General features: G+C 36.1%; 31 protein-coding genes. 20 read left to right on the plus strand and 11 right to left on the minus strand.

Annotated elements, in window-relative coordinates:
* Positions 1-29: 29 nt before the first annotated feature.
* On the minus strand, positions 30-1,007 hold the full coding sequence (locus ABH959_RS05805) for a LacI family DNA-binding transcriptional regulator (RefSeq protein ID WP_404492378.1): 978 nt from the start codon (positions 1,005-1,007) through the stop codon (positions 30-32).
* A gap of 317 nt (positions 1,008-1,324) precedes the next feature.
* Here ABH959_RS05805 and ABH959_RS05810 point away from each other — a divergent pair, with 317 nt between their 5' ends.
* Positions 1,325-1,861: a hypothetical protein gene (locus ABH959_RS05810; protein ID WP_002129065.1), complete on the plus strand. Its 537-nt coding sequence runs from the start codon at positions 1,325-1,327 to the stop codon at positions 1,859-1,861.
* A gap of 37 nt (positions 1,862-1,898) precedes the next feature.
* On the opposite strand, the gene ABH959_RS05815 is transcribed toward ABH959_RS05810, so the two are convergent.
* Positions 1,899-2,282, minus strand: a complete 384-nt coding sequence (locus ABH959_RS05815; RefSeq protein ID WP_002015038.1) for a rhodanese-like domain-containing protein — start codon at positions 2,280-2,282, stop codon at positions 1,899-1,901.
* 170 nt (positions 2,283-2,452) lie between these two features.
* On the opposite strand from ABH959_RS05815, the gene ABH959_RS05820 reads away from it, so the two are divergent.
* Complete coding sequence (locus ABH959_RS05820; protein WP_002015039.1) at positions 2,453-3,289, plus strand: lipoate--protein ligase family protein; 837 nt, start codon at positions 2,453-2,455, stop codon at positions 3,287-3,289.
* Positions 3,290-3,318: 29 nt separating this feature from the next.
* Here the strand turns inward: ABH959_RS05820 and ABH959_RS05825 are convergent, their stop codons facing one another.
* The 4 genes from ABH959_RS05825 to ABH959_RS05840 all read right to left on the minus strand — a co-directional run bounded on the left by ABH959_RS05825 (position 3,319) and on the right by ABH959_RS05840 (position 6,044).
* Entirely contained in the window at positions 3,319-4,158 is an 840-nt protein-coding gene (locus ABH959_RS05825; RefSeq protein WP_002138306.1) for a hypothetical protein, read from the minus strand.
* Between the two features lie 200 nt (positions 4,159-4,358).
* Complete coding sequence (locus ABH959_RS05830; protein ID WP_372488340.1) at positions 4,359-5,027, minus strand: DUF1048 domain-containing protein; 669 nt, start codon at positions 5,025-5,027, stop codon at positions 4,359-4,361.
* Between the two features lie 7 nt (positions 5,028-5,034).
* Positions 5,035-5,721: a DUF1129 family protein gene (locus ABH959_RS05835; protein ID WP_215588492.1), complete on the minus strand. Its 687-nt coding sequence runs from the start codon at positions 5,719-5,721 to the stop codon at positions 5,035-5,037.
* Between the two features lie 5 nt (positions 5,722-5,726).
* Positions 5,727-6,044 carry a PadR family transcriptional regulator gene (locus tag ABH959_RS05840; protein WP_000556081.1) on the minus strand — a complete coding sequence of 106 codons (318 nt, stop codon included), beginning with the start codon at positions 6,042-6,044 and terminating at the stop codon, positions 5,727-5,729.
* Positions 6,045-6,200: 156 nt separating this feature from the next.
* Between ABH959_RS05840 and splB the strand changes: the two genes are divergently transcribed.
* From splB to ABH959_RS05855, 3 genes are all read left to right on the plus strand, one after another.
* Entirely contained in the window at positions 6,201-7,226 is a 1,026-nt protein-coding gene (gene splB, locus ABH959_RS05845; RefSeq protein WP_002015042.1) for a spore photoproduct lyase, read from the plus strand.
* 133 nt (positions 7,227-7,359) lie between these two features.
* Positions 7,360-7,788, plus strand: a complete 429-nt coding sequence (gene mntR, locus ABH959_RS05850; RefSeq protein ID WP_002143106.1) for a transcriptional regulator MntR — start codon at positions 7,360-7,362, stop codon at positions 7,786-7,788.
* A gap of 53 nt (positions 7,789-7,841) precedes the next feature.
* A complete protein-coding gene (locus ABH959_RS05855; RefSeq protein WP_113935561.1) occupies positions 7,842-8,489 on the plus strand; it encodes an HAD family hydrolase in 648 nt (215 codons plus the stop codon).
* An 80-nt stretch (positions 8,490-8,569) separates the two neighbouring features.
* On the opposite strand, the gene ABH959_RS05860 is transcribed toward ABH959_RS05855, so the two are convergent.
* Together ABH959_RS05860 and ABH959_RS05865 are read right to left on the minus strand one after the other, a co-directional pair.
* Positions 8,570-8,971, minus strand: coding sequence for an SA1362 family protein (locus ABH959_RS05860; RefSeq protein WP_002015046.1), 402 nt, complete (start codon positions 8,969-8,971; stop codon positions 8,570-8,572).
* Positions 8,972-9,050: 79 nt separating this feature from the next.
* A complete protein-coding gene (locus ABH959_RS05865; protein ID WP_002015047.1) occupies positions 9,051-9,971 on the minus strand; it encodes a DUF1385 domain-containing protein in 921 nt (306 codons plus the stop codon).
* Positions 9,972-10,215: 244 nt separating this feature from the next.
* On the opposite strand from ABH959_RS05865, the gene ABH959_RS05870 reads away from it, so the two are divergent.
* The 4 genes from ABH959_RS05870 to efp are packed head-to-tail and all read left to right on the plus strand — an operon-like array spanning position 10,216 to position 12,842.
* On the plus strand, positions 10,216-10,701 hold the full coding sequence (locus ABH959_RS05870; RefSeq protein ID WP_113935559.1) for a YqhR family membrane protein: 486 nt from the start codon (positions 10,216-10,218) through the stop codon (positions 10,699-10,701).
* A gap of 55 nt (positions 10,702-10,756) precedes the next feature.
* Positions 10,757-11,197, plus strand: a complete 441-nt coding sequence (aroQ, locus tag ABH959_RS05875; protein WP_070144825.1) for a type II 3-dehydroquinate dehydratase — start codon at positions 10,757-10,759, stop codon at positions 11,195-11,197.
* 4 nt (positions 11,198-11,201) lie between these two features.
* The gene (gene pepQ / locus ABH959_RS05880; RefSeq protein WP_002033991.1) at positions 11,202-12,263 is read left to right on the plus strand and encodes a Xaa-Pro dipeptidase; all 1,062 of its coding nucleotides are present in this window, start codon (positions 11,202-11,204) and stop codon (positions 12,261-12,263) included.
* Between the two features lie 21 nt (positions 12,264-12,284).
* Positions 12,285-12,842, plus strand: a complete 558-nt coding sequence (gene efp, locus ABH959_RS05885; RefSeq protein WP_002033989.1) for an elongation factor P — start codon at positions 12,285-12,287, stop codon at positions 12,840-12,842.
* 35 nt (positions 12,843-12,877) lie between these two features.
* On the opposite strand, the gene ABH959_RS05890 is transcribed toward efp, so the two are convergent.
* Both ABH959_RS05890 and ABH959_RS05895 read right to left on the minus strand, forming a co-directional pair.
* Positions 12,878-13,198 carry a hypothetical protein gene (locus ABH959_RS05890; protein ID WP_088292640.1) on the minus strand — a complete coding sequence of 107 codons (321 nt, stop codon included), beginning with the start codon at positions 13,196-13,198 and terminating at the stop codon, positions 12,878-12,880.
* Complete coding sequence (locus ABH959_RS05895) at positions 13,179-13,760, minus strand: GNAT family N-acetyltransferase (protein ID WP_404492379.1); 582 nt, start codon at positions 13,758-13,760, stop codon at positions 13,179-13,181. The genes ABH959_RS05890 and ABH959_RS05895 overlap by 20 nt, the downstream gene beginning before the upstream one ends.
* Before the next feature lie 178 nt (positions 13,761-13,938).
* Between ABH959_RS05895 and ABH959_RS05900 the strand changes: the two genes are divergently transcribed.
* From ABH959_RS05900 to ABH959_RS05940, 9 genes are read left to right on the plus strand one after another with little or no spacing between them, the layout of a single operon-like run.
* Positions 13,939-14,220: a YqhV family protein gene (locus ABH959_RS05900; protein ID WP_113935785.1), complete on the plus strand. Its 282-nt coding sequence runs from the start codon at positions 13,939-13,941 to the stop codon at positions 14,218-14,220.
* A 27-nt stretch (positions 14,221-14,247) separates the two neighbouring features.
* Positions 14,248-15,174, plus strand: a complete 927-nt coding sequence (spoIIIAA, locus tag ABH959_RS05905) for a stage III sporulation protein AA (RefSeq protein ID WP_113935557.1) — start codon at positions 14,248-14,250, stop codon at positions 15,172-15,174.
* Complete coding sequence (gene spoIIIAB, locus ABH959_RS05910; protein WP_002088574.1) at positions 15,168-15,683, plus strand: stage III sporulation protein SpoIIIAB; 516 nt, start codon at positions 15,168-15,170, stop codon at positions 15,681-15,683. The genes spoIIIAA and spoIIIAB overlap by 7 nt, the downstream gene beginning before the upstream one ends.
* Positions 15,684-15,697: 14 nt before the next feature.
* Positions 15,698-15,901 carry a stage III sporulation protein AC gene (gene spoIIIAC, locus ABH959_RS05915; protein WP_000020914.1) on the plus strand — a complete coding sequence of 68 codons (204 nt, stop codon included), beginning with the start codon at positions 15,698-15,700 and terminating at the stop codon, positions 15,899-15,901.
* A gap of 23 nt (positions 15,902-15,924) precedes the next feature.
* Positions 15,925-16,308: a stage III sporulation protein AD gene (spoIIIAD, locus tag ABH959_RS05920; protein WP_078172833.1), complete on the plus strand. Its 384-nt coding sequence runs from the start codon at positions 15,925-15,927 to the stop codon at positions 16,306-16,308.
* 10 nt (positions 16,309-16,318) lie between these two features.
* Positions 16,319-17,491, plus strand: coding sequence for a stage III sporulation protein AE (gene spoIIIAE, locus ABH959_RS05925; protein WP_002067101.1), 1,173 nt, complete (start codon positions 16,319-16,321; stop codon positions 17,489-17,491).
* 12 nt (positions 17,492-17,503) lie between these two features.
* Positions 17,504-18,136 carry a stage III sporulation protein AF gene (spoIIIAF, locus tag ABH959_RS05930; RefSeq protein WP_113935555.1) on the plus strand — a complete coding sequence of 211 codons (633 nt, stop codon included), beginning with the start codon at positions 17,504-17,506 and terminating at the stop codon, positions 18,134-18,136.
* Positions 18,126-18,788 carry a stage III sporulation protein AG gene (gene spoIIIAG / locus ABH959_RS05935; protein WP_113935554.1) on the plus strand — a complete coding sequence of 221 codons (663 nt, stop codon included), beginning with the start codon at positions 18,126-18,128 and terminating at the stop codon, positions 18,786-18,788. Before spoIIIAF ends, spoIIIAG begins: the two co-directional genes overlap by 11 nt.
* Before the next feature lie 15 nt (positions 18,789-18,803).
* Positions 18,804-19,460: a SpoIIIAH-like family protein gene (locus ABH959_RS05940; protein ID WP_002067104.1), complete on the plus strand. Its 657-nt coding sequence runs from the start codon at positions 18,804-18,806 to the stop codon at positions 19,458-19,460.
* Between the two features lie 52 nt (positions 19,461-19,512).
* Here ABH959_RS05940 and ABH959_RS05945 read toward each other — a convergent pair whose 3' ends face one another.
* On the minus strand, positions 19,513-19,710 hold the full coding sequence (locus ABH959_RS05945) for a hypothetical protein (protein ID WP_012261697.1): 198 nt from the start codon (positions 19,708-19,710) through the stop codon (positions 19,513-19,515).
* A 471-nt stretch (positions 19,711-20,181) separates the two neighbouring features.
* Here ABH959_RS05945 and accB point away from each other — a divergent pair, with 471 nt between their 5' ends.
* Together accB and accC are read left to right on the plus strand one after the other, a co-directional pair.
* Entirely contained in the window at positions 20,182-20,670 is a 489-nt protein-coding gene (gene accB / locus ABH959_RS05950) for an acetyl-CoA carboxylase biotin carboxyl carrier protein (protein WP_002067078.1), read from the plus strand.
* Between the two features lie 16 nt (positions 20,671-20,686).
* Positions 20,687-22,039, plus strand: coding sequence for an acetyl-CoA carboxylase biotin carboxylase subunit (gene accC, locus ABH959_RS05955; RefSeq protein ID WP_002015065.1), 1,353 nt, complete (start codon positions 20,687-20,689; stop codon positions 22,037-22,039).
* Positions 22,040-22,049 lie beyond the last annotated feature (10 nt).

Genomic DNA, 22,049 nt, shown 5'->3' on the forward strand with positions numbered 1-22,049 from the left:
GAAAAAGAGCGCAATAGGTAACGCTCTTTTTAGACAGTATCTCGCTCAATTAAATGGAATGAAAGCTCTTTTGCGTTCCCGACAATTTGCTCGTTCTGAATCTGTTTATGGAATAAAGAAAAAGCATGTGAGCCCATTGCGAGACCAGGATGCTCAATAGTTGAAATTTCTAACGCCTTTGAAATTTCATGATTATCAAATCCAAGGATAGCAAGGTCTTCAGGAACGCGAATGCCATGTTTTCGCGCCTCTGTTAATAAACCAGCAGCTACTTGATCGTTCGCTGTGAAAATAGCGGTTGGACGATTTTTCATGTTTAAAATACGATGAAGTATTTTTGCCCCGTCCTGCATCGTATAACATTGATGAAAAATCCAATCAGGGTGTACTGTTTTTCCTTCGTGACGAAGAGTATCGGCGAAAGCTTTTTCACGCTCGATTGAATTAACACTTGTTTTTCTTGCTAAACAAATGCCGATTTTTTCATGACCTTTACTGAGTAAATAGGAAGTACCAAGGCGGAATCCTTCGTAATGATCTACATAGACAGATGAAATGAGGGGATGGTTCATTTTTTCACATGAAATAATAGGAGCAAATTTTGCGAACGGTTCAATTTGTTCCCATGAACTCGTGCGAGAGCAAATAATCATCCCGTCAAATTGTTTCATTTTCATCATTTCAAGAACGCGAATTTCTTCAATACTATCGTAATTCGTTTGGCATAAATTAATATGATATCCAGCTGCTAACGCTTCGTTTCCGATTCCTTCAATGATCGTGCTAAAGTACGGAAGATTAATAAAAGGTAGCATAACCCCGATTGTATACGTTTTTCCCTTTATTAAATGGATAGCATTTATATTTTTTGCATAGTTCAATTCTTCAACTGCATCTAGAACACGCTTACGCTTTTCTTCTTTTACGTAAGGATGATTATTAAGAACACGAGAAACAGTTGATATAGATACACCAGCAGTTTTTGCAATTTGTTTTATATTGGCCATATGTATCACCTCTTTACTTAATTATAAGGGGAAAATAATAAGAATGAAAAAAATCTTGACCTGAAAAGCTTTTCACAATCTATGTTATAAGCATGACTTCTGTTATTCGCGTAACCTTTTTATTTGGGCGTAAGAATAGCGAGGTCTTTTTTCTATGTCTGCAAAGAATTTTTGTCAAAATGTGTGAGAATAACGTGGAAAGTTTTCGGAGGAGGCGTTTGATAACGAAGCGAATAGAAGAGAGTATAAACGCTTCGCTCGTTAAGAGAGCGGTATGAAAGGGCGGAAACAAATTGAAAAAAGGAATCATTTGTTTCGTGTTTTCTAGTGTAATACTTAGCTCATGTTCATTTCAGCAAACGATGCAAGAAGAAAAAACATTTGTAGGAACAACAGGAGGGGCTAAGGACCGTGTTACTGATCCGATTCCCCTAAAGGAACTTCCAAAATATTTTCCGGCAAAGTTTAAAGTTCCAACGTTTTTACCTTATGACATTACGAGTGATGTGAAGGGAGAGGTAAGAACGATGGGAAAGAAGAATGCTGTCTTAACGATTAAATATAAGCAACAAGAGAAAGGAAGGCACGATTATATAGAATTAACAGTGGCCAACTTTTCTTACAGTTTTCCATACCTCGTAGAAGAGAATCGATTTCAAGAACAAATGAAATTGAATAATGGAGCACCTGCTTATTTTAAAAATAAGGATGATTACGAGCGAGGGGACGAATTTGCTACGCTTATATGGAAAGAGAAGGGGATTGAATATCAGCTATTATATCGTAATGTAGATGAGAAAGCTGAAGATGTGATTAAACAAAATCTGCTGTACATTGCGAACAATATGGAATGAAAAAACTAGCTGTATCGTGCAGCTAGTTTTTTGTATATTATTTCTTTTTAATTTTTCCTGACCAAGATTTAAATCCACCTTTTAATTGGTAGAAATCTGTGTAGCCTTGTTTTTTTAAGTATTGAGCTGCACGACCTGTACGGAATCCGCTTTGGCAATATAAATAAACCGGTTGATCTTGGCGGAGTTCTTTGTGGCGAAGGCGAATTTGTGATAATGGAATGTTACGCGCACCTAAAATATGTCCCGCGTTAAATTCATCCGCTTCGCGAATATCGATAAGCTGTGCTTTACGGTAGCCAGCGCGAAATTCATCTTCTGAAAGTGTTTTAATTAATTTTTTCTGATAGAAATACATCCATACAGTGTAGCCGATGAATGCTGCAATTGCGGCTAGTATAATAATCAAGTTTGTTGACACGATTCTATCGCTCCCTTTTTTCTTATCCTACTTTCAATATTATAATGCCCATATGTATTTATGCAACAGATTCATTTGTATATAAGAAGAAATTTCGTATTCTTTCACAAATTTTGTCGAATTTGGTAGACTAGAGAATGTGAAAAATAATTGGTTATATGAGGTGCAGGATGGGAAAAGAAAAATGGTGTTATATTAACTCTGGTCAATGTTCACCAGCATTTAATATGGCGTTAGATGAATGTTTATTAAATTGGCAAAGTGCAAAGAAAATGTCACCAACAATTCGTTTTTATGAATGGGAAGTACCAACATTAACAGTCGGGTATTTCCAGCGTGTTGAAAAAGATATAAATATGGATGTAGTTAACGAAAAGAAATATGGATTCGTTCGTCGTCAAACAGGCGGCAGGGGTGTACTACATGACAAAGAATTAACGTACAGTGTTATTGTGTCTGAAGATCATCCGAATATGCCAAAAACAGTTACAGAAGCATACCGAATTATTTCGCAAGGCTTATTGGACGGTTTTAAGGCATTAGGATTAGAAGCGTATTATGCAGTTCCGAAAACAGAAGCGGATCGTGAGAATTTAAAAAATCCGCGTTCAGGAGTATGTTTTGATGCACCATCTTGGTATGAAATTGTAGTTGAGGGAAGAAAAATCGCGGGTAGTGCTCAAACACGTCAAAAAGGTGTTATATTACAACACGGTTCTATTCCGTTAGAAATAGATTTAGATGAGTTATACGACCTATTTTTATTCCCAAATGAGCGAGTAAAAGAGCGTATGAAAAACATGTTTTCTTCTAAAGCGGTAGCGATTAATGAATTAACAGACCGTACATTTACGATTGAACAGTTAATTAAAGCGTTTGAAACTGGATTTGAAAAAGGTTTAGATATAGAGCTTGTGCCGTATGAACTAACAGAAGAACAGCTTCATGAAGTTCAAACTTTAGCAAAAGAGAAGTATGAAAGTAATGAATGGAATTATAAAAAATAAGGAGATGGCGACCGCCATCTCCTTATTTCTTATAGTAAATTAAGTACTTTTTCTACTTTGATTCCTTTATCTTGTAAAGAACGAAGGCGATTTACAACGTCCATAATTTCTTTGTCGAATGTAACGCTAATACCTTGGCTTTGTAGTTCTTTTTTTAATCCTTCAATAGAATCATCTATGTCGATGCCAAGCTCGTAATCTTGACAAACTTCAATTGTCTTTTTCACAAGTTTAACATAATTTTCTTGTAGTTTTGTATTTGTTTCAGTCAAAGCAGGTTGCTTCGGTTTTGTAGGAGTAACCGGTGCTGTCTCTTGCTTTGTAACTGGAGTAGGTACTGCTTTTTTCACAGGTGCTGGAGTAGATAGTTCTATAGCTGCTTCAACACTTACTGACTTCGGCGTTGGTACCGGAGTAGGTTTAGGTGCAGCAGGTGTTTCTACTCGCGTAATAGGCTTTGGAGCAGGTGTAACTGCTTTTGGAGCTTCTACAACTACTTCTTTTTTCGGAGTAGCTTCTACAACTGTTTCTTCTTGCTCAGCAGCTTCTTTATTTTCTTTGCTCCACATAACGCGTTCAACTTCTAGAGAAACATTATTTTTGTTCATCGCTGTTAATGTAACTTTACCAACCTCAGCGTTCCCAGTGAAATCAACAATTTTATAAATAACACTCTTGTTCCAATCCACGTTTCCGCTCAAAAATAATTCTTCGTTACATTTTGGCGTTAAGCCCTCGATTTTAATTTCTGCGTTTACACCGTTTTCACTATATACCATAATTAGCGAAGCATTTACATCTTCGTCTGCTAACATTAGTTCACGTACCATTTTGCCGGTGCGTACTTGCGTTTTCTTCTTAACTGACATCAAATTTCTCCTCTCAAAAATTCAATAATAATAAAAAAATCGTATAACGAAAAATAATTGCTCACGAAGATTTATGATACCGATAATAAAAGCATCACGTCAACAATTAACTTTAATTATTTTGCATTTTTCTTATTTTCTTTATGAAATTTTTCAATTTGTAAAATTAGACAGAAGAAAAACAGCCGTTTGAAAGGCTGTTAAAATTTAGATGTTTTATATAAAAATTTGTACAGAATATAAAAAGAAAGTGTAACAAGAGCACCTTGCCAAATAGACAAATTATAAAATAAGTATGGTTGTGTTTTAAAAAATACGTTTGAAAAAACTGATAAGATAAAAGGTATAAACACTGATAATAAGAGGAGTGCTTTTTGTTTCCAGGAAACCAGTATTGTAAAAGAAAAACGTCTAAATAACGAAAAAGTTATGAAAGCACCGATTGTTAAAACGATAGCAGATAATATTGTTCCAGGAATACTAAGTGGAATTTCTGAAGTGTTTGTATCTGTAAATAGTTTTTGCATAAGAGTAGTAAATGTATCGTATCCAATTTGAATAGCTAATAATAAACTAACTGCAAATCCAATAACGGTAGCTTGTTGGAAAGAATTTTGATGCTCTGAAGAGTTAATCAATTCGTCGCAGTAAGCTTTTAAATCTTCTCCGAAAATATCATGTGCATTTTTACCATCTTCTTGCGCTTCTAAAAGATGATCCAATATTTCTAAAAGCAATTCTTCCATTTGCTTTTGCGGAACGCTAGTAAAGCGTAAATAAATAAGCATATCACCATAAGCAGCTTCGTTTTCAGGTGTTAATAATTTTCTTTTTTCATTGTTTAACTTAACCATTTCTTTTTCGGTCATAACCTCGTTACTCCTTTTTAAATTCTAAGTATTCTTTTTTGAAGAAAAGTTTATATAGTGCATAGCAAGAGATGGCAAGTAAAGCGCCAATCCAAGGTGAAATTTGCAAAGTAGTATAGGGCTTTTTTATAAATAAAAAGGAAATACCAATTAATAGTATCCATAGGCTATGGCGTATTAAAAAACTGCCTATATGCCTCCAAATAGTTGTTGTGTTTTTAAATAAATCAGTGTTAATAAAATCGAAAACAAAACGTATCATAAGATGTACGGACAAGATAAATACGAGCAGATAAATGAAATCAATGTGTACAAATTTAAAACGTGCTTCATTTGAAAATAAGGGAAATACCAATGCAATTACGGAAGAAATAGCAAAGTATATTGCTAACAAGTAACTAGTTATAAATAAAGGAATCGATAATTGTTCCCATAAACTTTGCTTCGGTAGAGCAGCAATTAGCTCGTCACAGTACGCCTGTAAGTCGTCACCAAAAATATCATAAGCACTTTTTTCTTTTTGTTGAGCTTCAATAAGGTGATCAAGAATTTCAATTAGCAGTTCTTCTGCTTGGTACTCTGGCACTTTAGCTAGGCGGATGTATATTAACATGTCACTATAGGTGGTTTCATTTTCTGCATTTAATAATTTACGCTTTTGATTATTTAATTCGATTAAATCTTTCGCCTTCATCCCTATCACTCCCCTTGTAATAAGTTGTTTACCGTCGTTGAAACCATTCCCCAACTTTTTTTAAATTCTTCAAGTTGTTCTAATCCCTTATCAGTTACGTGATAATATTTTCGCTTCGGTCCAAGAGAGGAAGCCTTTAATGTACCTTCAATAAGTTTCTCTTTTTGCATGCGTAACAATAAAGGATAGATGCTTCCTTCACTTACGAATGTAAAGCCGTGTTTATTTAATTTTGTACTTAGTTCATATCCGTACACTTCTTCTTGTGAAATGATATATAGAATGCAACCTTCTAGTACACCTTTTAACATTTGGCTGTGCATGATTTCACCACCTTTTATCCAGGTAACTTGCCTTGCAAGGTAGCTGTTATCCAAATTATAACAGTCAGTAACTTGCAAAGCAAGTTACTGAAGTGGAAAACTTTAATCTGTGTTAATTTTCATGTGCTTCCCATACTAACGAGAGGAGGGAAGCACATGAAACCATTTATGCCAAAACTCGTTTACTTTGAACCGAGGGCACTCGAATATCCGCTTGGAAAAGAGCTTTATGAGAAGTTTACGAAGATGGGATTAGAAATTCGTGAAACGACATCACACAATCAAATTAGAAATTTTCCAGGGGAAAATGAATTGCAAAAGTATCGTAATGCAAAAGCAACACTTGTCGTTGGGGTGAGGAAGACGTTAAAGTTCGATACATCAAAACCTTCAGCTGAATATGCAATTCCGCTTGCAACAGGGTGTATGGGACATTGTCATTATTGTTATTTGCAAACGACACTTGGGAGTAAACCTTACGTAAGGGTGTATGTGAATTTAGATGAAATCTTTGAGAAGGCAAAGCAATATATGGATGAAAGGGCCCCTGAAATAACAAGATTTGAAGCGGCGTGTACATCAGACATCGTTGGAATTGATCATTTGACACATGCATTAAAGCGGGCGATAGAGTTTATCGGAGAAAGTGAACATGGACGTTTACGTTTCGTTACGAAATATTCGCATGTTGATCATTTATTAGATGCAAAGCATAATGGGAAAACGCGTTTTCGATTTAGTATTAATTCACGTTATGTTATTAAAAACTTTGAACCAGGGACATCGCCATTTGAAGAGCGAATTGAGGCTGCTCGTAAAGTAGCGGGGGCTAATTATCCTCTTGGCTTTATTGTTGCGCCAATTTATATGCATGAAGGGTGGGAAGAAGGGTACCGTGAATTGTTTGAACGATTGTACAATGCGTTAAAAGACATGACGATACCAAATTTAACGTTCGAATTAATTCAACATCGTTTTACGAAACCAGCCAAAAAAGTCATTCAAGAACGTTATCCGAATACGAAACTTGAAATGGATGAAGAGAAGCGGAAATATAAATGGGGACGATACGGTATTGGGAAATATGTATATCAAAAGGATGATGTGGAAGTATTAGAAGAAACAATACGAGGTTATATATATGAGTATTTTCCAGATGCAGAAATTCAATATTTTACATAAGGGGAATCTAGATTCTTTTTTTGTTTTATATATTTAGGCTCGTTTCCACCTTGTCACGTTATTCTTTCTGGTGTATCATTTTATTGATTGCTTCGTACGGAATAAGCAAAATGAAATTGGATGGAGGAAACCGATGCCTACCCCTAGTATGGAAGATTATATTGAACAAATTTATTTGTTGATTGATGAAAAGGGTTATGCCCGTGTATCTGATATTGCTGAAGCGCTTAGTGTACATCCATCCTCTGTAACAAAAATGGTACAAAAATTAGACAAAGACGAATATCTAATTTATGAAAAATATAGAGGGCTTGTATTAACATCAAAAGGTAAAAAAATCGGTGAACGTCTCGTATATCGTCATGAATTGTTAGAACAGTTTATGCGCATTATCGGTGTGGATGAAAGCAAAATTTATAATGATGTAGAAGGAATTGAACATCATTTAAGTTGGGAATCAATTGACCGTATCGGTGATTTAGTACAATACTTTGAACAAGATGAAGTTCGAGTAAAAACACTTCGTGGTGTTCAAAAAGCAAATGAAGAGAAAAGTAATTAAGGGGAACGTGTGGCGTTTCCTTTTTTATTTCAATCGAAAAGGACGGGAGAATAATGAAAGCAATTATTTTTGATTTTGATGGATTAATTGTGGACACAGAAACAATATGGTTTCACTCTTTCAGAGATGCTGTTCGTGAATACGGCGGCGAGTTACCTTTAGAGGAATTTGCAAAATGTATTGGAACGACAGATGAAGTGCTTTATGCATATTTAAAAGAGCAATTAAAAGAAAAATTTAACGAGCATGCATTAAAGGGAAAAGTAACAACTTTACATAAAGAGAAAATGAAAATACCAAAAGCGCGTGGCGGGGTAAAAGAATATTTAGAAGAAGCGAAAGAACTTGGATTGAAAATCGCATTAGCCTCTAGTTCATCTAGGGAGTGGGTCGTTCGTTTTTTAGAAGAGCTACAAATTAGAGATTATTTTGAAGTGATTAAAACGCGAGAAGATGTAGAGAAGGTAAAACCAGATCCAGCTCTTTATAAAGTTACGATAGAAGAATTAGGAATTGAACCATCAGAAGCTGTTGTGTTTGAAGATTCATTAAATGGATTGAAAGCAGCGGTGGCAGCAGGATTAAAGTGTGTCGTCGTACCTAATGATGTGACAAGAAATTTGCAATTTGAAAACCATCACCTTCGTATCGAAAGTATGGAAGAGAAAAGTTTGAAAGAAGTGCTTCAACATATAAAGTGAAACTTTAATCAGTAGGGTTTTTCACATCTTCCACTGATTATTAGCCCCGCACCAACCGGGATAAAAAAAGACCGTATTTCCTAAAAGGAAGCACGGTCTTTCTTTTTGTTTTTTTTACCTTCAATGACAGTTAAATGAGATTGTTTTCTTTTTCTTTTCAACGATGGAGAATTACCCTTTTTCCCCTTGTCATCAGAAGCATTTCGTTTCAAGAAAGAATTACTTAGGGGTGCTACATTTTGTTTCCCGTGTTTGCGGTTCGATTGTTTCGCTGCACGCTTATATGAGCTTTGCGAATTTGCAGAACCACTAGAGTTTGTAAACATTTTGTAGAGTAAGTAAAAGATACCGACGACAGCTAACATGATACCAATGTTTTTCAATACTTCCATTGGATTTGTAATAACAGATGAAACAAGGCCGAATATTGCCAATCCGATAATAAGCACAAATATAGCGAATGTAAACGAACGACCGTTCATAAGGGACACCTCCTAAAAACATATATTAAAATTAGTATATTAACGATGAGGAAAGGAGTTGAACACCATTTTTAAATAATTATTGTTTGTTTTCTAAACGTAATAATTCTTCAAACGATGCGATTGCAACTTCCGCTTGATCATCTGTTGGTTCTTTCGTTGTTAATAGTTGCAGCCATAATCCTGGATATCCAAGTACTCGTAAAACAGGGACATCTCGTAATCGATTGGTAAATTGTAATACTTCAAAAGAAATACCGAGAACAACTGGAATTAATAAAATTCGGTTTACTACCCTTGCCCAAAGCGGATCTGTAGGGACGAGGAAATAGACAAACATTCCAATAATGACTGTAAATATAATAAAGCTACTGCCACAGCGATAATGGAGGCGAGTTTGCTTTTGAACATTTTCTACAGTCAGTGGAAGATTATTCTCATAAGCATTGATTACTTTATGTTCCGCACCGTGGTACTGAAATACCCGCTTAATAAGTGGGGTTAAAGAAATGAAGTATATATAGCTCAATAATAGCATGAGCTTAATGACACTTTCGACAATGATTTGCCCTGTATGAGATGGGAAAATCGGTCTCGTTAATTCAGCTAAAAGTGCAGGAACTGCTGTGAAAATTACTTTACCGAATATGAACGATAAAACGCCAACTGCTGCAACTCCTAATACCATCGTTAATTTTGATTGTTCTTCTTTTTTATTTGCAAGTTGTTCATCTTCTTCTGGGTGGACATCAAATCGTTCTGAAGCAAAGTTTAAATGTTTCGCTCCATTCGCACTTGCATCCACAATAGCGGCAATACCTCGTAAAAATGGAATTTTCTTTAGTAGAGACAATGCTTTATTACGAACGCGTGGTAAACGATAAAATTCAATCGATTTATCTTTACGACGAACCGCTGTAACAGTATATTCTCTACCGCCAAACATAACTCCTTCTATGACTGCCTGCCCGCCATATATTTGTTTTGACTCTTCTGCCATGTTAACACCAACCTGTATTTGTTTCTCTCTTATGTAGAAAAAGAGGCAATTGTCATACTTGGTTTTGTCATCTTGAAATAAGACAATCACCGAGTTTCCTTTATTTTATCGACAAATACAGGCAGATGACAAGGGAAAATGTTACGAGAGTCGGACATTTCTTATTCTTTTTATAGACAAATTTTGCAGGATTTAAACATGCCTCAAAATAGTTTCGGGCATACTAGTGAGCGGAGGTGTCAATGTGAATCAAGAACAATCAACAATAAGAAACTTTGTACAAATTGGTTTATTTGGTGGCTTATTTTGGGGAGGTATATGGTATTTCCTTCATATATTCTCATTTACAGAAGCTGGACCTAACTATTTACTTTTACCGTTTGCATTTGGAGATTGGAAAGAAGGGGTTTGGGGAAATGTAGTAGGTATCGTTTGTATGGGACTTCTTTCAATTTTAGTGGCATTTCTCTATAAAGCCCTTTTTAAAAAGTTTGAAGGAGTATTCCCTGGCGTACTATACGGTTTGTTTTGGTGGGCATTATTATTTTTGGGGATGGGGCTAATGGCACCTGTTATTAAAAGTGCACTCCATTTACCGAAAGAAACAATTGTAACGACAGTATGTATCTTTATATTATATGGTGTTTTTATTTCGTATTCTGTAGCATTCGAATCGAATAATACAAATAGAGGAGAAGGGAGCGAGAAGACAAACTATTCAAATAAGTGATTCCTATGTTAAAATGTCGTATAGACATTCTTTAATATTAAGGAGTTTTAAGAAAATGAAAAAGTTACTCCTCGTAAACGGTCCGAACCTAAATCGCCTTGGCGTTAGGGAAGTAAATGTATACGGAAAAGGAACGTTAGCGACGCTTGAAACAGATATGAAACAAGAAGCAGAGAAAATGGGAGTGGAGTTAGAATGTTTCCAATCGAATCATGAAGGTGCTATTATCGATCGTCTTCATGAGGCTGAAGATATATATGAAGGGATCATTTTAAATCCTGGAGCATTTACGCATTATAGCTATGCGATTCGAGATGCAATTGCGAGCATTTCGATTCCTGTTATTGAAGTACATATTTCTAACATTCACCAGCGTGAATCGTTCCGTCACGAATCTGTGACGGCGGCTGTTTGTGCGGGACAAATTGTTGGATTTGGTTTTTATGGCTATAAGTTAGCGTTATTTGCATTAATGGAGAAATTGAGGGAGGCATAAAGTAATGGAAAAGATCGAGAGATTAAGAAGTGCGTTTGATGAGGCTGGTATTGACGGTATCGTATTAACGAATGAACATAGCCGTAGATATATGGCGAATTTCACGGGAACAGCTGGTGTTGTACTAATTTCAAAAGAGCGTGCTCTATTTATTACAGATTTCCGTTATGTAGAGCAAGCTAGTAAGCAAGCGGTTGGATACGAAATAGTGCAGCATCCAGGATTAATTCTTGATGAAGTTGCGAAACAAGTTAAAGAACTTGGAATTCAAAAGCTAGGCTTTGAGCAAGATACTCTTACATATAGCTCTTACGTAACGCATAATGAAGCGATCGAAGCTGAATTCATCCCAACTTCTGGGCTTGTAGAAAAGTTACGCTTGATAAAGACTGATTCAGAGATTAAGATATTAAAGGAAGCTGCACAGATTGCAGATGCTGCCTTTGAGCATATTCTATCATTCATTCGCCCGGGAGTATCTGAAATTGAAGTGTCAAATGAACTTGAATTTTTCATGAGAAAACAAGGAGCAACATCTTCTTCGTTTGATATTATCGTTGCTTCAGGTCTTCGTTCGGCATTACCGCACGGCGTGGCATCTGAAAAAGTGATAGAAAAAGGAGATTTCGTTACATTAGACTTCGGCGCTTATTACAAAGGATATTGCTCTGATATTACTCGTACGATTGCAGTCGGTGAACCATCTGATAAATTAAAAGAAATTTATAATATCGTTTTAGAAGCACAACTACGTGGTGTGAACGGTATTAAAGCTGGTTTAACGGGTCGTGAGGCTGATGCATTAACGCGTGATTACATAACGGAAAAAGGATATGGTGAATACTTCGGACACTCTACTGGTCATGGAATCGGTCTTGAAATCCATGAAGCACCAGGTTTAGCGTTCCGTTCTGATACAGTACTTGAACCAGGTATGGCTGTAACAGTAGAACCAGGTATTTATATTCCAGGTGTTGGCGGGGTACGTATTGAAGATGATATCATTGTAACAAGTGAAGGTAATGAAGTAATAACGAAATCACCAAAAGAACTTATTATTTTGTAATACACAGGAGGATTTTTTTACATGATTTCAGTAAACGATTTTCGTACAGGTTTAACAATTTCAGTGGACAATGCCCTTTGGCAAGTAATGGATTTCCAACACGTAAAGCCAGGTAAAGGTGCTGCATTCGTTCGCTCTAAACTACGTAACCTTCGCACAGGATCTGTTCAAGAGAAAACATTCCGTGCAGGTGAAAAAGTAGAAAAAGCACACATCGAAAACCGTCGTATGCAATACTTATACGCGAGCGGTGAGTCTCACGTATTTATGGATAACGAAACTTATGAGCAAATCGAACTTGGTGAAAACCAAATCGAGCGCGAATTGAAATTCTTAAAAGAAAACATGGGAGTATCTATTATGACATACCAAGATGAAGTACTTGGTGTTGAACTTCCGAACACAGTTGAATTAACAGTGTCAGAAACAGAGCCTGGTATTAAAGGTGACACAGCTTCTAACGTAACAAAACCAGCTAAATTAGAAACTGGTCTTGTTGTACAAGTACCAATCTTCATTAACGAAGGCGAAATGCTTATCATCAACACTGGTGAAGGTAAATACGTTTCTCGTGCATAGTAGAAAAGCACTCGTGATTATCACGAGTGCTTTTTTTATAGGAAGTAGGGAAGATAGTAAATTGCGGTTATAACAAAACTAACTGTGACGAGTGAAAGGGTACCCATAATATATGGAGTCAAAACAATTTGAAACGGGCGTATTTCACCAGTTTCAATACCGGTAAAAGTTTTATTCGTTGCATGATCCATATTGTTATTTCTAAAGGTACTCATAATAATTAACCAAGTAATTGCAAATATTGCTAGACTGCCAAGGAAAAAGCTCTCCAAAAATGACCAGCCGACTATTTTTGAAAAAAGATAAATAATAGCTAATTCTACTACAATTGTTAAACTAATTTTTAATGCTTTCATATTTTCCCCCCTCATTTCGTACTTCCAACCAATTTGAAAATTTTTCGCATGATACAACATGCAGTACGCAAGGTGATTTTACTTCTTTTTCTAAAGCAGCATGTACGTCTGGAAATTGTTTTTCCACATGTAATGAAATGTAAGGTAGTTTCTCTTGTGCTTTTAAAGAGCGAATGTTATTCGTTTTAGCACCGGCAAATACGTATGTAAGTTGCAAGTCTAAAAAAGCGATTTTAAAGATCTCTTTTTTAGCAGATTCGTTATATCCTCTTCCCCAATATTGATAGCCGAGCCAACTTCCAATATGTGAGTGCTTTTGTTCGTAATTAATATGTTTAAGTGTCGTGAGGCCAATTATTTCATTTTCCTCACTTACAATCACTCTTGATAAGGAGTGCTTTTTTCGTTCCTCTTCAATTGCAAAAAGAATGAATGTTTTTGTATCTTCTACTGATTCTACTTTTAGCCCTAATGCATTTTTTACATGTGGATTGCTTGATAGCTCAAAAAGCACATTTGCATATCGTAAATCGAGTGGTAATAAAGTAACTTGCTTCATCATCTATGCTCCTTTTCTATTAAATATATCATAAATTGATGAGAATATTCAGATTTTAATAAAGTCGATAGAGAAAAATTATGTTTTTACTTCTGAAATAGACAACCTCTGCATATGGTTGTACAAATATATTCTTTTTCAGAATAAGGAAGTAGTAACTGTTATGGGAGAAGGTGGGAGAATGAAACAGTGGCTAGCGGCAATGGAAACATCCGTGCTTGTTATGGGGTTACTTCGGTTGTTTTCAGGAAGCGCGGAAATATTCGCCGCTTTGCTTATGCTTTACGTGAATGATGCGAAGAAAGCATTGTTTATAAATGGTATGTTGGCGTTTGTTGGACCGACCGTATTAATTTTAACAATGACAATTGGCATAGCGAGTGTAGCAAGTGAGATTTCTTTCTTGAAATTCTTTTTTCTAGCACTTGGAATTGGCTGCATTTTTATCGCGTTGTTGAAATAGTAAGTCGAGTATAGTGGGGAGAAGCTTATGAAAGAAGTATTAGAAGTTTTACCGAAAACGATGAGACAGTTAGTTGAAGGCTGTAAACAATACGATACTCTAGAGGAAATTCGTGTTCGAATTGGAAGGCCACTAGAGTGTATCGCACATGGAGAAGTGTTTTTCTATGACTATATCGCTACAGCGGAAGATGCAATCCATTTATTGAATAAATTAAGTCAATTCTCAATTTATACGATGGAAGAGGAATTGAAACGTGGATATGTGACACTACGAGGAGGACATAGAATTGGCCTAGCTGGAAAAGTCATTACAGAAAAAAGTGCAGTGAAAATGATTCGGGATGTCTCTTCTTTTAATATTCGTATTGCCCGTCAAAAAATAGGGATTGCTGAGCCGCTTCTGCCATATCTTTATGAATCACGATGGTTAAACACGATGGTAATAGGCCCACCGCAAACGGGGAAAACAACACTTTTAAGAGATGTAGCACGCTGTATGAGTCAGGGTGTAAGTGCTTCGAAAATTCCTTCATGTAAAGTGGGAATTGTTGATGAACGATCAGAAATTGCGGGCTGTGTGAAAGGAATCCCGCAATATGACTTTGGCGTGCGAGTAGATGTATTAGACGCTTGTCCAAAAGCTGAAGGAATGATGATGATGATTCGTTCTATGAGCCCAGACATATTAATCGTAGATGAAATTGGACGTAAAGAAGATAGTGAAGCGATTATGGAGGCGGTACATGCAGGTGTTCAGCTTTTTATAAGTGCACATGGATTTTCTTATGATGATGTTGTGAAACGTCCATCGTTACAGGCGGTGCTGGAACTTGGTGTATTTGATAGGTTTGTGGAATTATCAAAAGCGAGAGGGCCAGGAACGGTTATGCAAGTGAAAGATAGAGATGGAAAACCAGTATTACCTCATAGAAAGGCTCAAGGCGTATGGTGAAAATATTTGGTGCGGTATTAATAGTTGCTGTTAGCACTTTTTTCGGATTTTCATACGCTAAAAGGTACAGTGAGAGACCGCGGCAACTTAGGTTATTGAAGGCAGCATTGCAATCATTAGAAGCTGAAATTATGTATGGACACACGCCGTTATCTGAGGCTGCAGAGCGTTTAGTCAAACAAATGCCGAAGCCGTTAAATTGGATATTTCAAAGCTTTTCGAAACGGCTAGAGGACGGGGAGCAAACAGTTAGAGAAGCTTGGATTGATAGTTTGAAGGAGAACTGGACGTTAACGGCGTTTAAACAAACCGAGTATGAAATCTTACAACAATTTGGTGAAACACTTGGACAACATGATCGTGAATCACAGCAAAAACATATTCGCTTATGTATTACACATTTGGAGAGAGAAGAAGGAGAAGCGAAAGCATTACAACTACAATATGAAAAAATGATAAAGAGTTTAGGGGTACTAGCAGGGCTACTTATCGTAATTTTACTGCTATAGGGGGGAGAAAGGCGATGTCCATTGATGTTGGATTAATATTTCAAATCGCCGGAATCGGCATTGTTTTAGCTTTCATTCATACTGTACTAAAAGAATTAAAGCGAGAGGATATTGCGAATTGGGTTATCCTTGTCGGTTTTGTCGTTATTTTGTTTCATGTTGCATTTTTAATTAATACTCTATTCGACAAGATTAAAAGTGTCTTTCTCTTCCAGTAAAGGAGGCGGTTCGAATCGAAATTATACAAATTGTCGGATTAGGCCTCGTTGCTACATTTTTAGCTGCTGTTTTAAATCAGCATAAATCTAGTATTACATCGTTATTTATTGTGTTCATTGGTAGCATGATGTTTCTTCTCTTAATCGATCAAATTCATTCTATTTTACAAATGATTGAGAGAGTGGCGAGTGAAGCGAAGGTTAGCAACGTATATGTAGAAACGTTATTGAAAATTATAGGGATTGCTTATATCGCTGAGTTTGGTGCGCAAATTACAAAGGATGCTGGTCAAGGTGCAATCGCTTCGAAAATTGAATTAGCTGGAAAAATCTTAATTCTCGTCATGGCAATTCCTATTTTGACGGTTGTAATTGAAACAATTCTCGGTTTTTTACCTACGGGATAAGGGGGAGTGAATGTTGAGGAAGTTTGGAGCTAAGCTATTATTTGCTTGCTTCCTTTTCTTTTCTTTACCGATTGTTGTACAAGCTTCTCCTATAGAAACAAACGTCGTTGATCAACAATTGGATAAGCTCGGAATTGAAGATGTGAAGCAATTTTGGGACGGGCTTGTTACAAAGTATGGAGGCTATTTACCAGAGAGTCAAAAAGGAAGCTTTATGGAGTTTGTAAAGGGAGAAAAAGAGTTCTCCATAAAAGAGTGGATGATAGGTCTACTAAAATATTTATTTCACGAGCTTGTTGCAAATGGAAAGTTACTTGGAACGCTCATTATGCTAACGATTTTCAGTGCATTGTTGCAATCGTTGCAATCTGCTTTTTCAAAGAGTAGCGTGAGTAAAATCGCTGATGCAGTCGTATACATGGTACTTATTATTTTCGCTTTAAATAGTTTTTATGTCGTCATGACATATGCAAGAGAGACGATACAAACAATGGTAGATTTTATACTAGCGTTGTTACCAATTTTACTTGCACTCGTAGCAACAGGCGGCGGTGTTGTTTCTGTATCATTTTTTCATCCAATCATCATTTTCTTAATGAATACGAGTGGGCTTCTTATGAACTATATCGTTCTACCACTTTTATTACTTGCAACTATATTAAGTATTGTAAGCACGATGAGTGATCAATATAAAGTTACGAAATTGTCCAAGCTTTTGCAAAACGTTAGTGTTGGGATTATTGGTATCTTTTTGACGGTTTTTTTAGGCGTATTATCTGTACAGGGAACAGCGTCAGCCGTTGCTGATGGTATAGCTGTGAAAACGGCTAAATTTGTAACAGGAAACTTCATTCCTGTAGTAGGAAGGATGTTTACTGAGGCGGCGGATACTGTTATTAGTGCATCTGGATTATTAAAAAACACAGTAGGAATTATCGGGCTCGTTATTTTATGCTTAATTGTCGCTTTCCCAGCGATTCAAATTTTTTGTATCGCGTTTATTTATAAATTCGCAGCAGCAGTATTGCAACCAGTAGGCGGAGGAGCAATTATTCAATGTTTAGATATCATTGGACGAAGTATCATTTACGTATTTGCTTGCTTAGCTATCGTATCATTTATGTTCTTTTTAAGTATCACAATTATTATTGCTGCCGGGAACATTACTCTCATGATGCGGTAGGAGGTGAAGAGTATGCAATTTGTTACAGAGTGGATTAGAAATATTATCGTTTTTTTACTCTTAGCGACAATGCTTCATCTTATTCTTCCAAATTCAAATTTGCAAAAGTACGTTAAATTCGTTGTAAGTCTATTGTTAGTCGTATTAATTTTAACGCCTCTATTTAAGTTGTTACAAACAGATGTAAATGAAGTTATCGCAAATTTCAATGAAGAAAAGTACGTAGCAGATGGATCTGTAAAAAATTCGATAGATTCGAAGAAAAAAGAAATACAAGCTCTAACACGTGCATATAGTTTAGAAGAGATGGCTACCAAAATGAAAAAAGACGTAGGAAAAGAGTTTGAGAAAAAGTATGGTATGACAGTCTCTGGAATACAAATAGTCGCAGTGGAGCATGCAGGAGAAGTAAAGTCAGCGAAAGATATTCAATCTGTTGTTGTGACGTTGAAAGAAAAAGAACGTAGTAATAATGATGCAATCGAAACAGTAAAGCCCATTGAAATTAATATGAAAGAACCTCCAAAAAAAATAGAAGAAACGAATGTAGAAATGAAAGATTTCTTTTCAAGCAGGTGGCAACTAGAGGATAAACAAATCCAAGTTCAGATGGAAGGGAGGACAGGTAGCGTAAATGGACAATAAAGATAAAAATTCGAGGTTCTCATTTTTTCGAAACTTATTAAATGGGGATGGAAAAGAAAGTAATGAGAAGGGGAAAAAGGTAACACCTAAGTTTTTGCTTGTCCTACTCATACTTGGGATTGCGCTTATGTTTTCTAGTAATTTCTTAGCACCTAAAAAAGAAGAAGTGCCTGTGTTTAAAGAAAAGACAAGTCAAAGCCAAGATAAAGATGTACCAACTTTCGGTCAAAAAAACAATGATAATATGTCAAATGTAGAAAAATACGAAAAAGCGTATGAACAAGAATTGAAAGCTTCTTTAGAAGAGATAGCCGGAGTAAAAGATGTAACTATTAAAGTGAACTTAGATTCATCTGAAGAAAAAATACTCGAGAAAAATACAGTAAAACGTTCACAAACGACAGGTGAAACTGATAAAGCAGGCGGGAAAAGGGAAGTAGAAGACGAGTCTCTTGATGAAAAGACAGTCATTATACGTGAAGGTGATAAAGAAACTCCAATTGTTTTGCGAACAGAGAAACCGAAAGTACGAGGTGTTCTGGTCGTAGCAAAGGGAGTGGATAATATACAAATAAAAGCAATGGTAAAAGAAGCTGTGACGCGATTATTAGATGTACCAGCTCATCGCGTTTCAGTATCACCGAAAAATTGATAGGGAGGAAATAAAGTGTTAAAAAAACAAACGGTTTGGCTATTAACGATGTTAAGTTTAGTGGTTGTACTATCTGTTTATTACGTAACAACTCCTGATAAAATGAATACAGCAGCACCGGCAACGGGTGAAAAGATGGGACAAGAAAAGCAAGGTGTTGATAAAGCAGTTACAAAAGAAACAACGAAAGAAACTACAAATAAAGAGACAACAAAAGAAAATACAAGCAAGGAAACTACAAATAAAGAAACAGACAAAAAAGAGAATGACAAAAAAGAAACAAGTAAAAAAGAGGCTAGCGTAACAGTTCAATCAAGCGATGAGAATTTTACAGCGCTACGTATGCAAATGGAAGATCAGCGTAGTGTAGAGAAAGAAAAGTTACAAAATGTAATGAAGTCATCAAAATCTTCAGCAGAAGAAAAGAGTAAAGCGAAAGATAATCTTGATGCCATCACTACGATGGAAACGAAGCAACAATTACTTGAGACAGTGATTAAATCTCAAGGTGGATATAAAGATGCTCTTGTAAGAGCTGATGGAACGGACATTAAAGTAACAGTTAAATCGGCAAAGCATTCACAAAAAGAAGCGAATAAAATTATTCAGCTTGTAAGAAGTGAAGGTGGTCCAAAAGATGTAGGTGTGAAATTTGATCCATCAGTAAAATAAATTATAATAGGTGTTGCTGCTTCAAATTAGATAAAAGAATAATAGAAAAAAGCTATCGTTTTCGATAGCTTTTTTCTATTTCATCTTTGCAGTTGTATTTAGTATTTTCAATTGGAAACGGGGAAATACGCTGTGAGTAAAAGATTAATGGTTCGTGATGATGGTGATTAGTTTTTCCAGATTTGACGTGAATGAAGAGGACCAATGTCCAAATCACTACGGCAGGCAAGAACAGGATGAGCCATATCATATGTCCGCACCTCACTACAATAAATTTGCTACACTTTGAACATACTATTCTTTTATGAAGGAAGAATGAACGGCGCGTAAACAAAAAAATAATATTTGGTAAAAATATGTTTTTTTACCGTAGATAAAATGAAGAATTCTGAGGGAATTACGTTTTTACACTTTGCAGTTTTGAAAAAGTAAAGAATGTTTTTTAGGAAGTGGTCTTGCCAATTTTGTGTGAAACTTGGTATTATTACTAGGTAATAATTTTTTGATGGAATAATATTTTTACAGGAGTTTCGATTTATAATAAAGAAATATAAATTGGAATGTTTAAAAAATTTAGCGTAAGATGGGAATAGTAAATATTTCTATTAGTAAATGTCATAGGAATAAATTTTCTAATAGAATACATCGTATTTTTACAGTAAATCAGTTTGATGCCAATCTGTAAAAACGGGACAAACAAGAGTATGGGAGTGGATTTTACATGTTTAAAATTCAAGAAGTTCGTGAATTAATTAAATTAATTGATAGCTCTAATATTGATGAATTTGAATACAAAAAAGACGGTACAGCAATCAAAATGAAAAAACGTGGTAATGAAGTTGTTGCTGTGCAAGCACCGGTAACGAAACAAGTAGTACAACCAGCAGCATCTGTTGAAGTAGAAACAACAGTAGCGGCAGCGCAAGTAGAAGTGCAAAAACAAGAAGAGAAGAAAGTTGTTCAAGATGAAAACCTACATAAAATCACATCACCGATGGTAGGGACATTTTATTCCTCTTCTTCGCCTGATACACCTCAATATGTAAGTGTTGGGGACAGAGTATCGAAAGATTCTATCGTATGTATTGTTGAAGCTATGAAATTATTTAACGAAATTGACGCAGATGTAGAGGGCGAAATTGTTGAAATTCTTGTTAATAACGGACAGCTTGTTGAGTATGGACAACCGCTATTTCTTGTAAAAGCGTAATAAGGGAGTCTTTGTGATGATAAAAAAAGTATTAATAGCCAATCGTGGGGAAATTGCTGTACGAATTATTCGTGCTTGTAAAGAAATGGATATTGAAACAGTTGCAATTTATTCAGAAGCAGACAAAGAGTCACTTCATGTGCAAATTGCAGATGAAGCGTATTGTGTTGGACCAACGATTTCAAAAGAAAGCTATTTAAATTTGACGAACATTATTAGTGTTGCGAAATTAACAGGTTGTGATGCAATTCATCCGGGATATGGATTTTTAGCAGAGAATGCAGATTTTGCAGAATTATGCCGTGAGTGTAACTTGATTTTTATCGGTCCAAGCCCAGAAGCCATTTCAAAGATGGGCACAAAAGACGTTGCACGTGATACAATGAAAGAAGCAGGGGTTCCAATTGTACCAGGTTCACAAGGGATTATTAAAAATACCGAAGAAGCGATCGAGCTTGCTAATCAACTTGGATATCCAGTTATCATTAAAGCGACTGCAGGTGGCGGCGGAAAAGGTATTCGTGTTGCGCGCCATGAAGAAGAGCTTGTAAAAGGAATTCAAATTACACAGCAAGAAGCCAGTACCGCTTTTGGGAACCCTGGTGTATACTTGGAGAAGTACGTTGAAGATTTCCGCCATGTTGAGATTCAAATAATGGCAGATACACATGGAAATGCCATTCATTTAGGAGAGCGTGATTGTACAATTCAGCGCCGTCTGCAAAAACTATTAGAAGAAAGTCCATCACCTGCACTTGATGAGAATATTCGCAAGCAAATGGGTGAAGCAGCAGTTAAAGCGGCGGTAGCGGTTGATTATACAGGTGCTGGTACGGTTGAGTTTATTTATGAATATAAAACGAAAAGCTTTTATTTCATGGAGATGAATACGAGAATCCAAGTTGAACATCCAGTTACTGAAATGGTAACAGGGATGGATTTAATTAAAGAACAAATTCTTGTTGCTTCTGGAGAAAAGTTATCGTTACAGCAAGAAGAAGTACAATTTAATGGTTGGGCAATGGAATGTCGAATTAATGCGGAAAACCCTGCCAAAAAATTTATGCCATCTCCAGGTAAAGTAGAAATGTACTTACCACCAGGCGGATTTGGTATTCGCGTCGATTCAGCTGTATATCCGGGATATTCAATACCACCTTTCTATGATTCGATGGTTGCTAAATTAATTGTTCACGGAAAAACACGTGAAGAGGCAATTGCAAAAATGAAGCGAGCGCTCAGTGAGTTTGTCATTGAAGGCGTACATACAACAATCCCGTTCCATTTGCAATTGCTAGAGCATCCTGATTTTGTAAAAGGTGAGTTTAACACGAAATTTTTGGAAGAGCATGAACTTGTGACGCAGTGATACATTAAAG

The organism is Bacillus sp. RC51 (assembly GCF_044908115.1).
Taxonomy (GTDB): domain Bacteria; phylum Bacillota; class Bacilli; order Bacillales; family Bacillaceae_G; genus Bacillus_A; species Bacillus_A mycoides.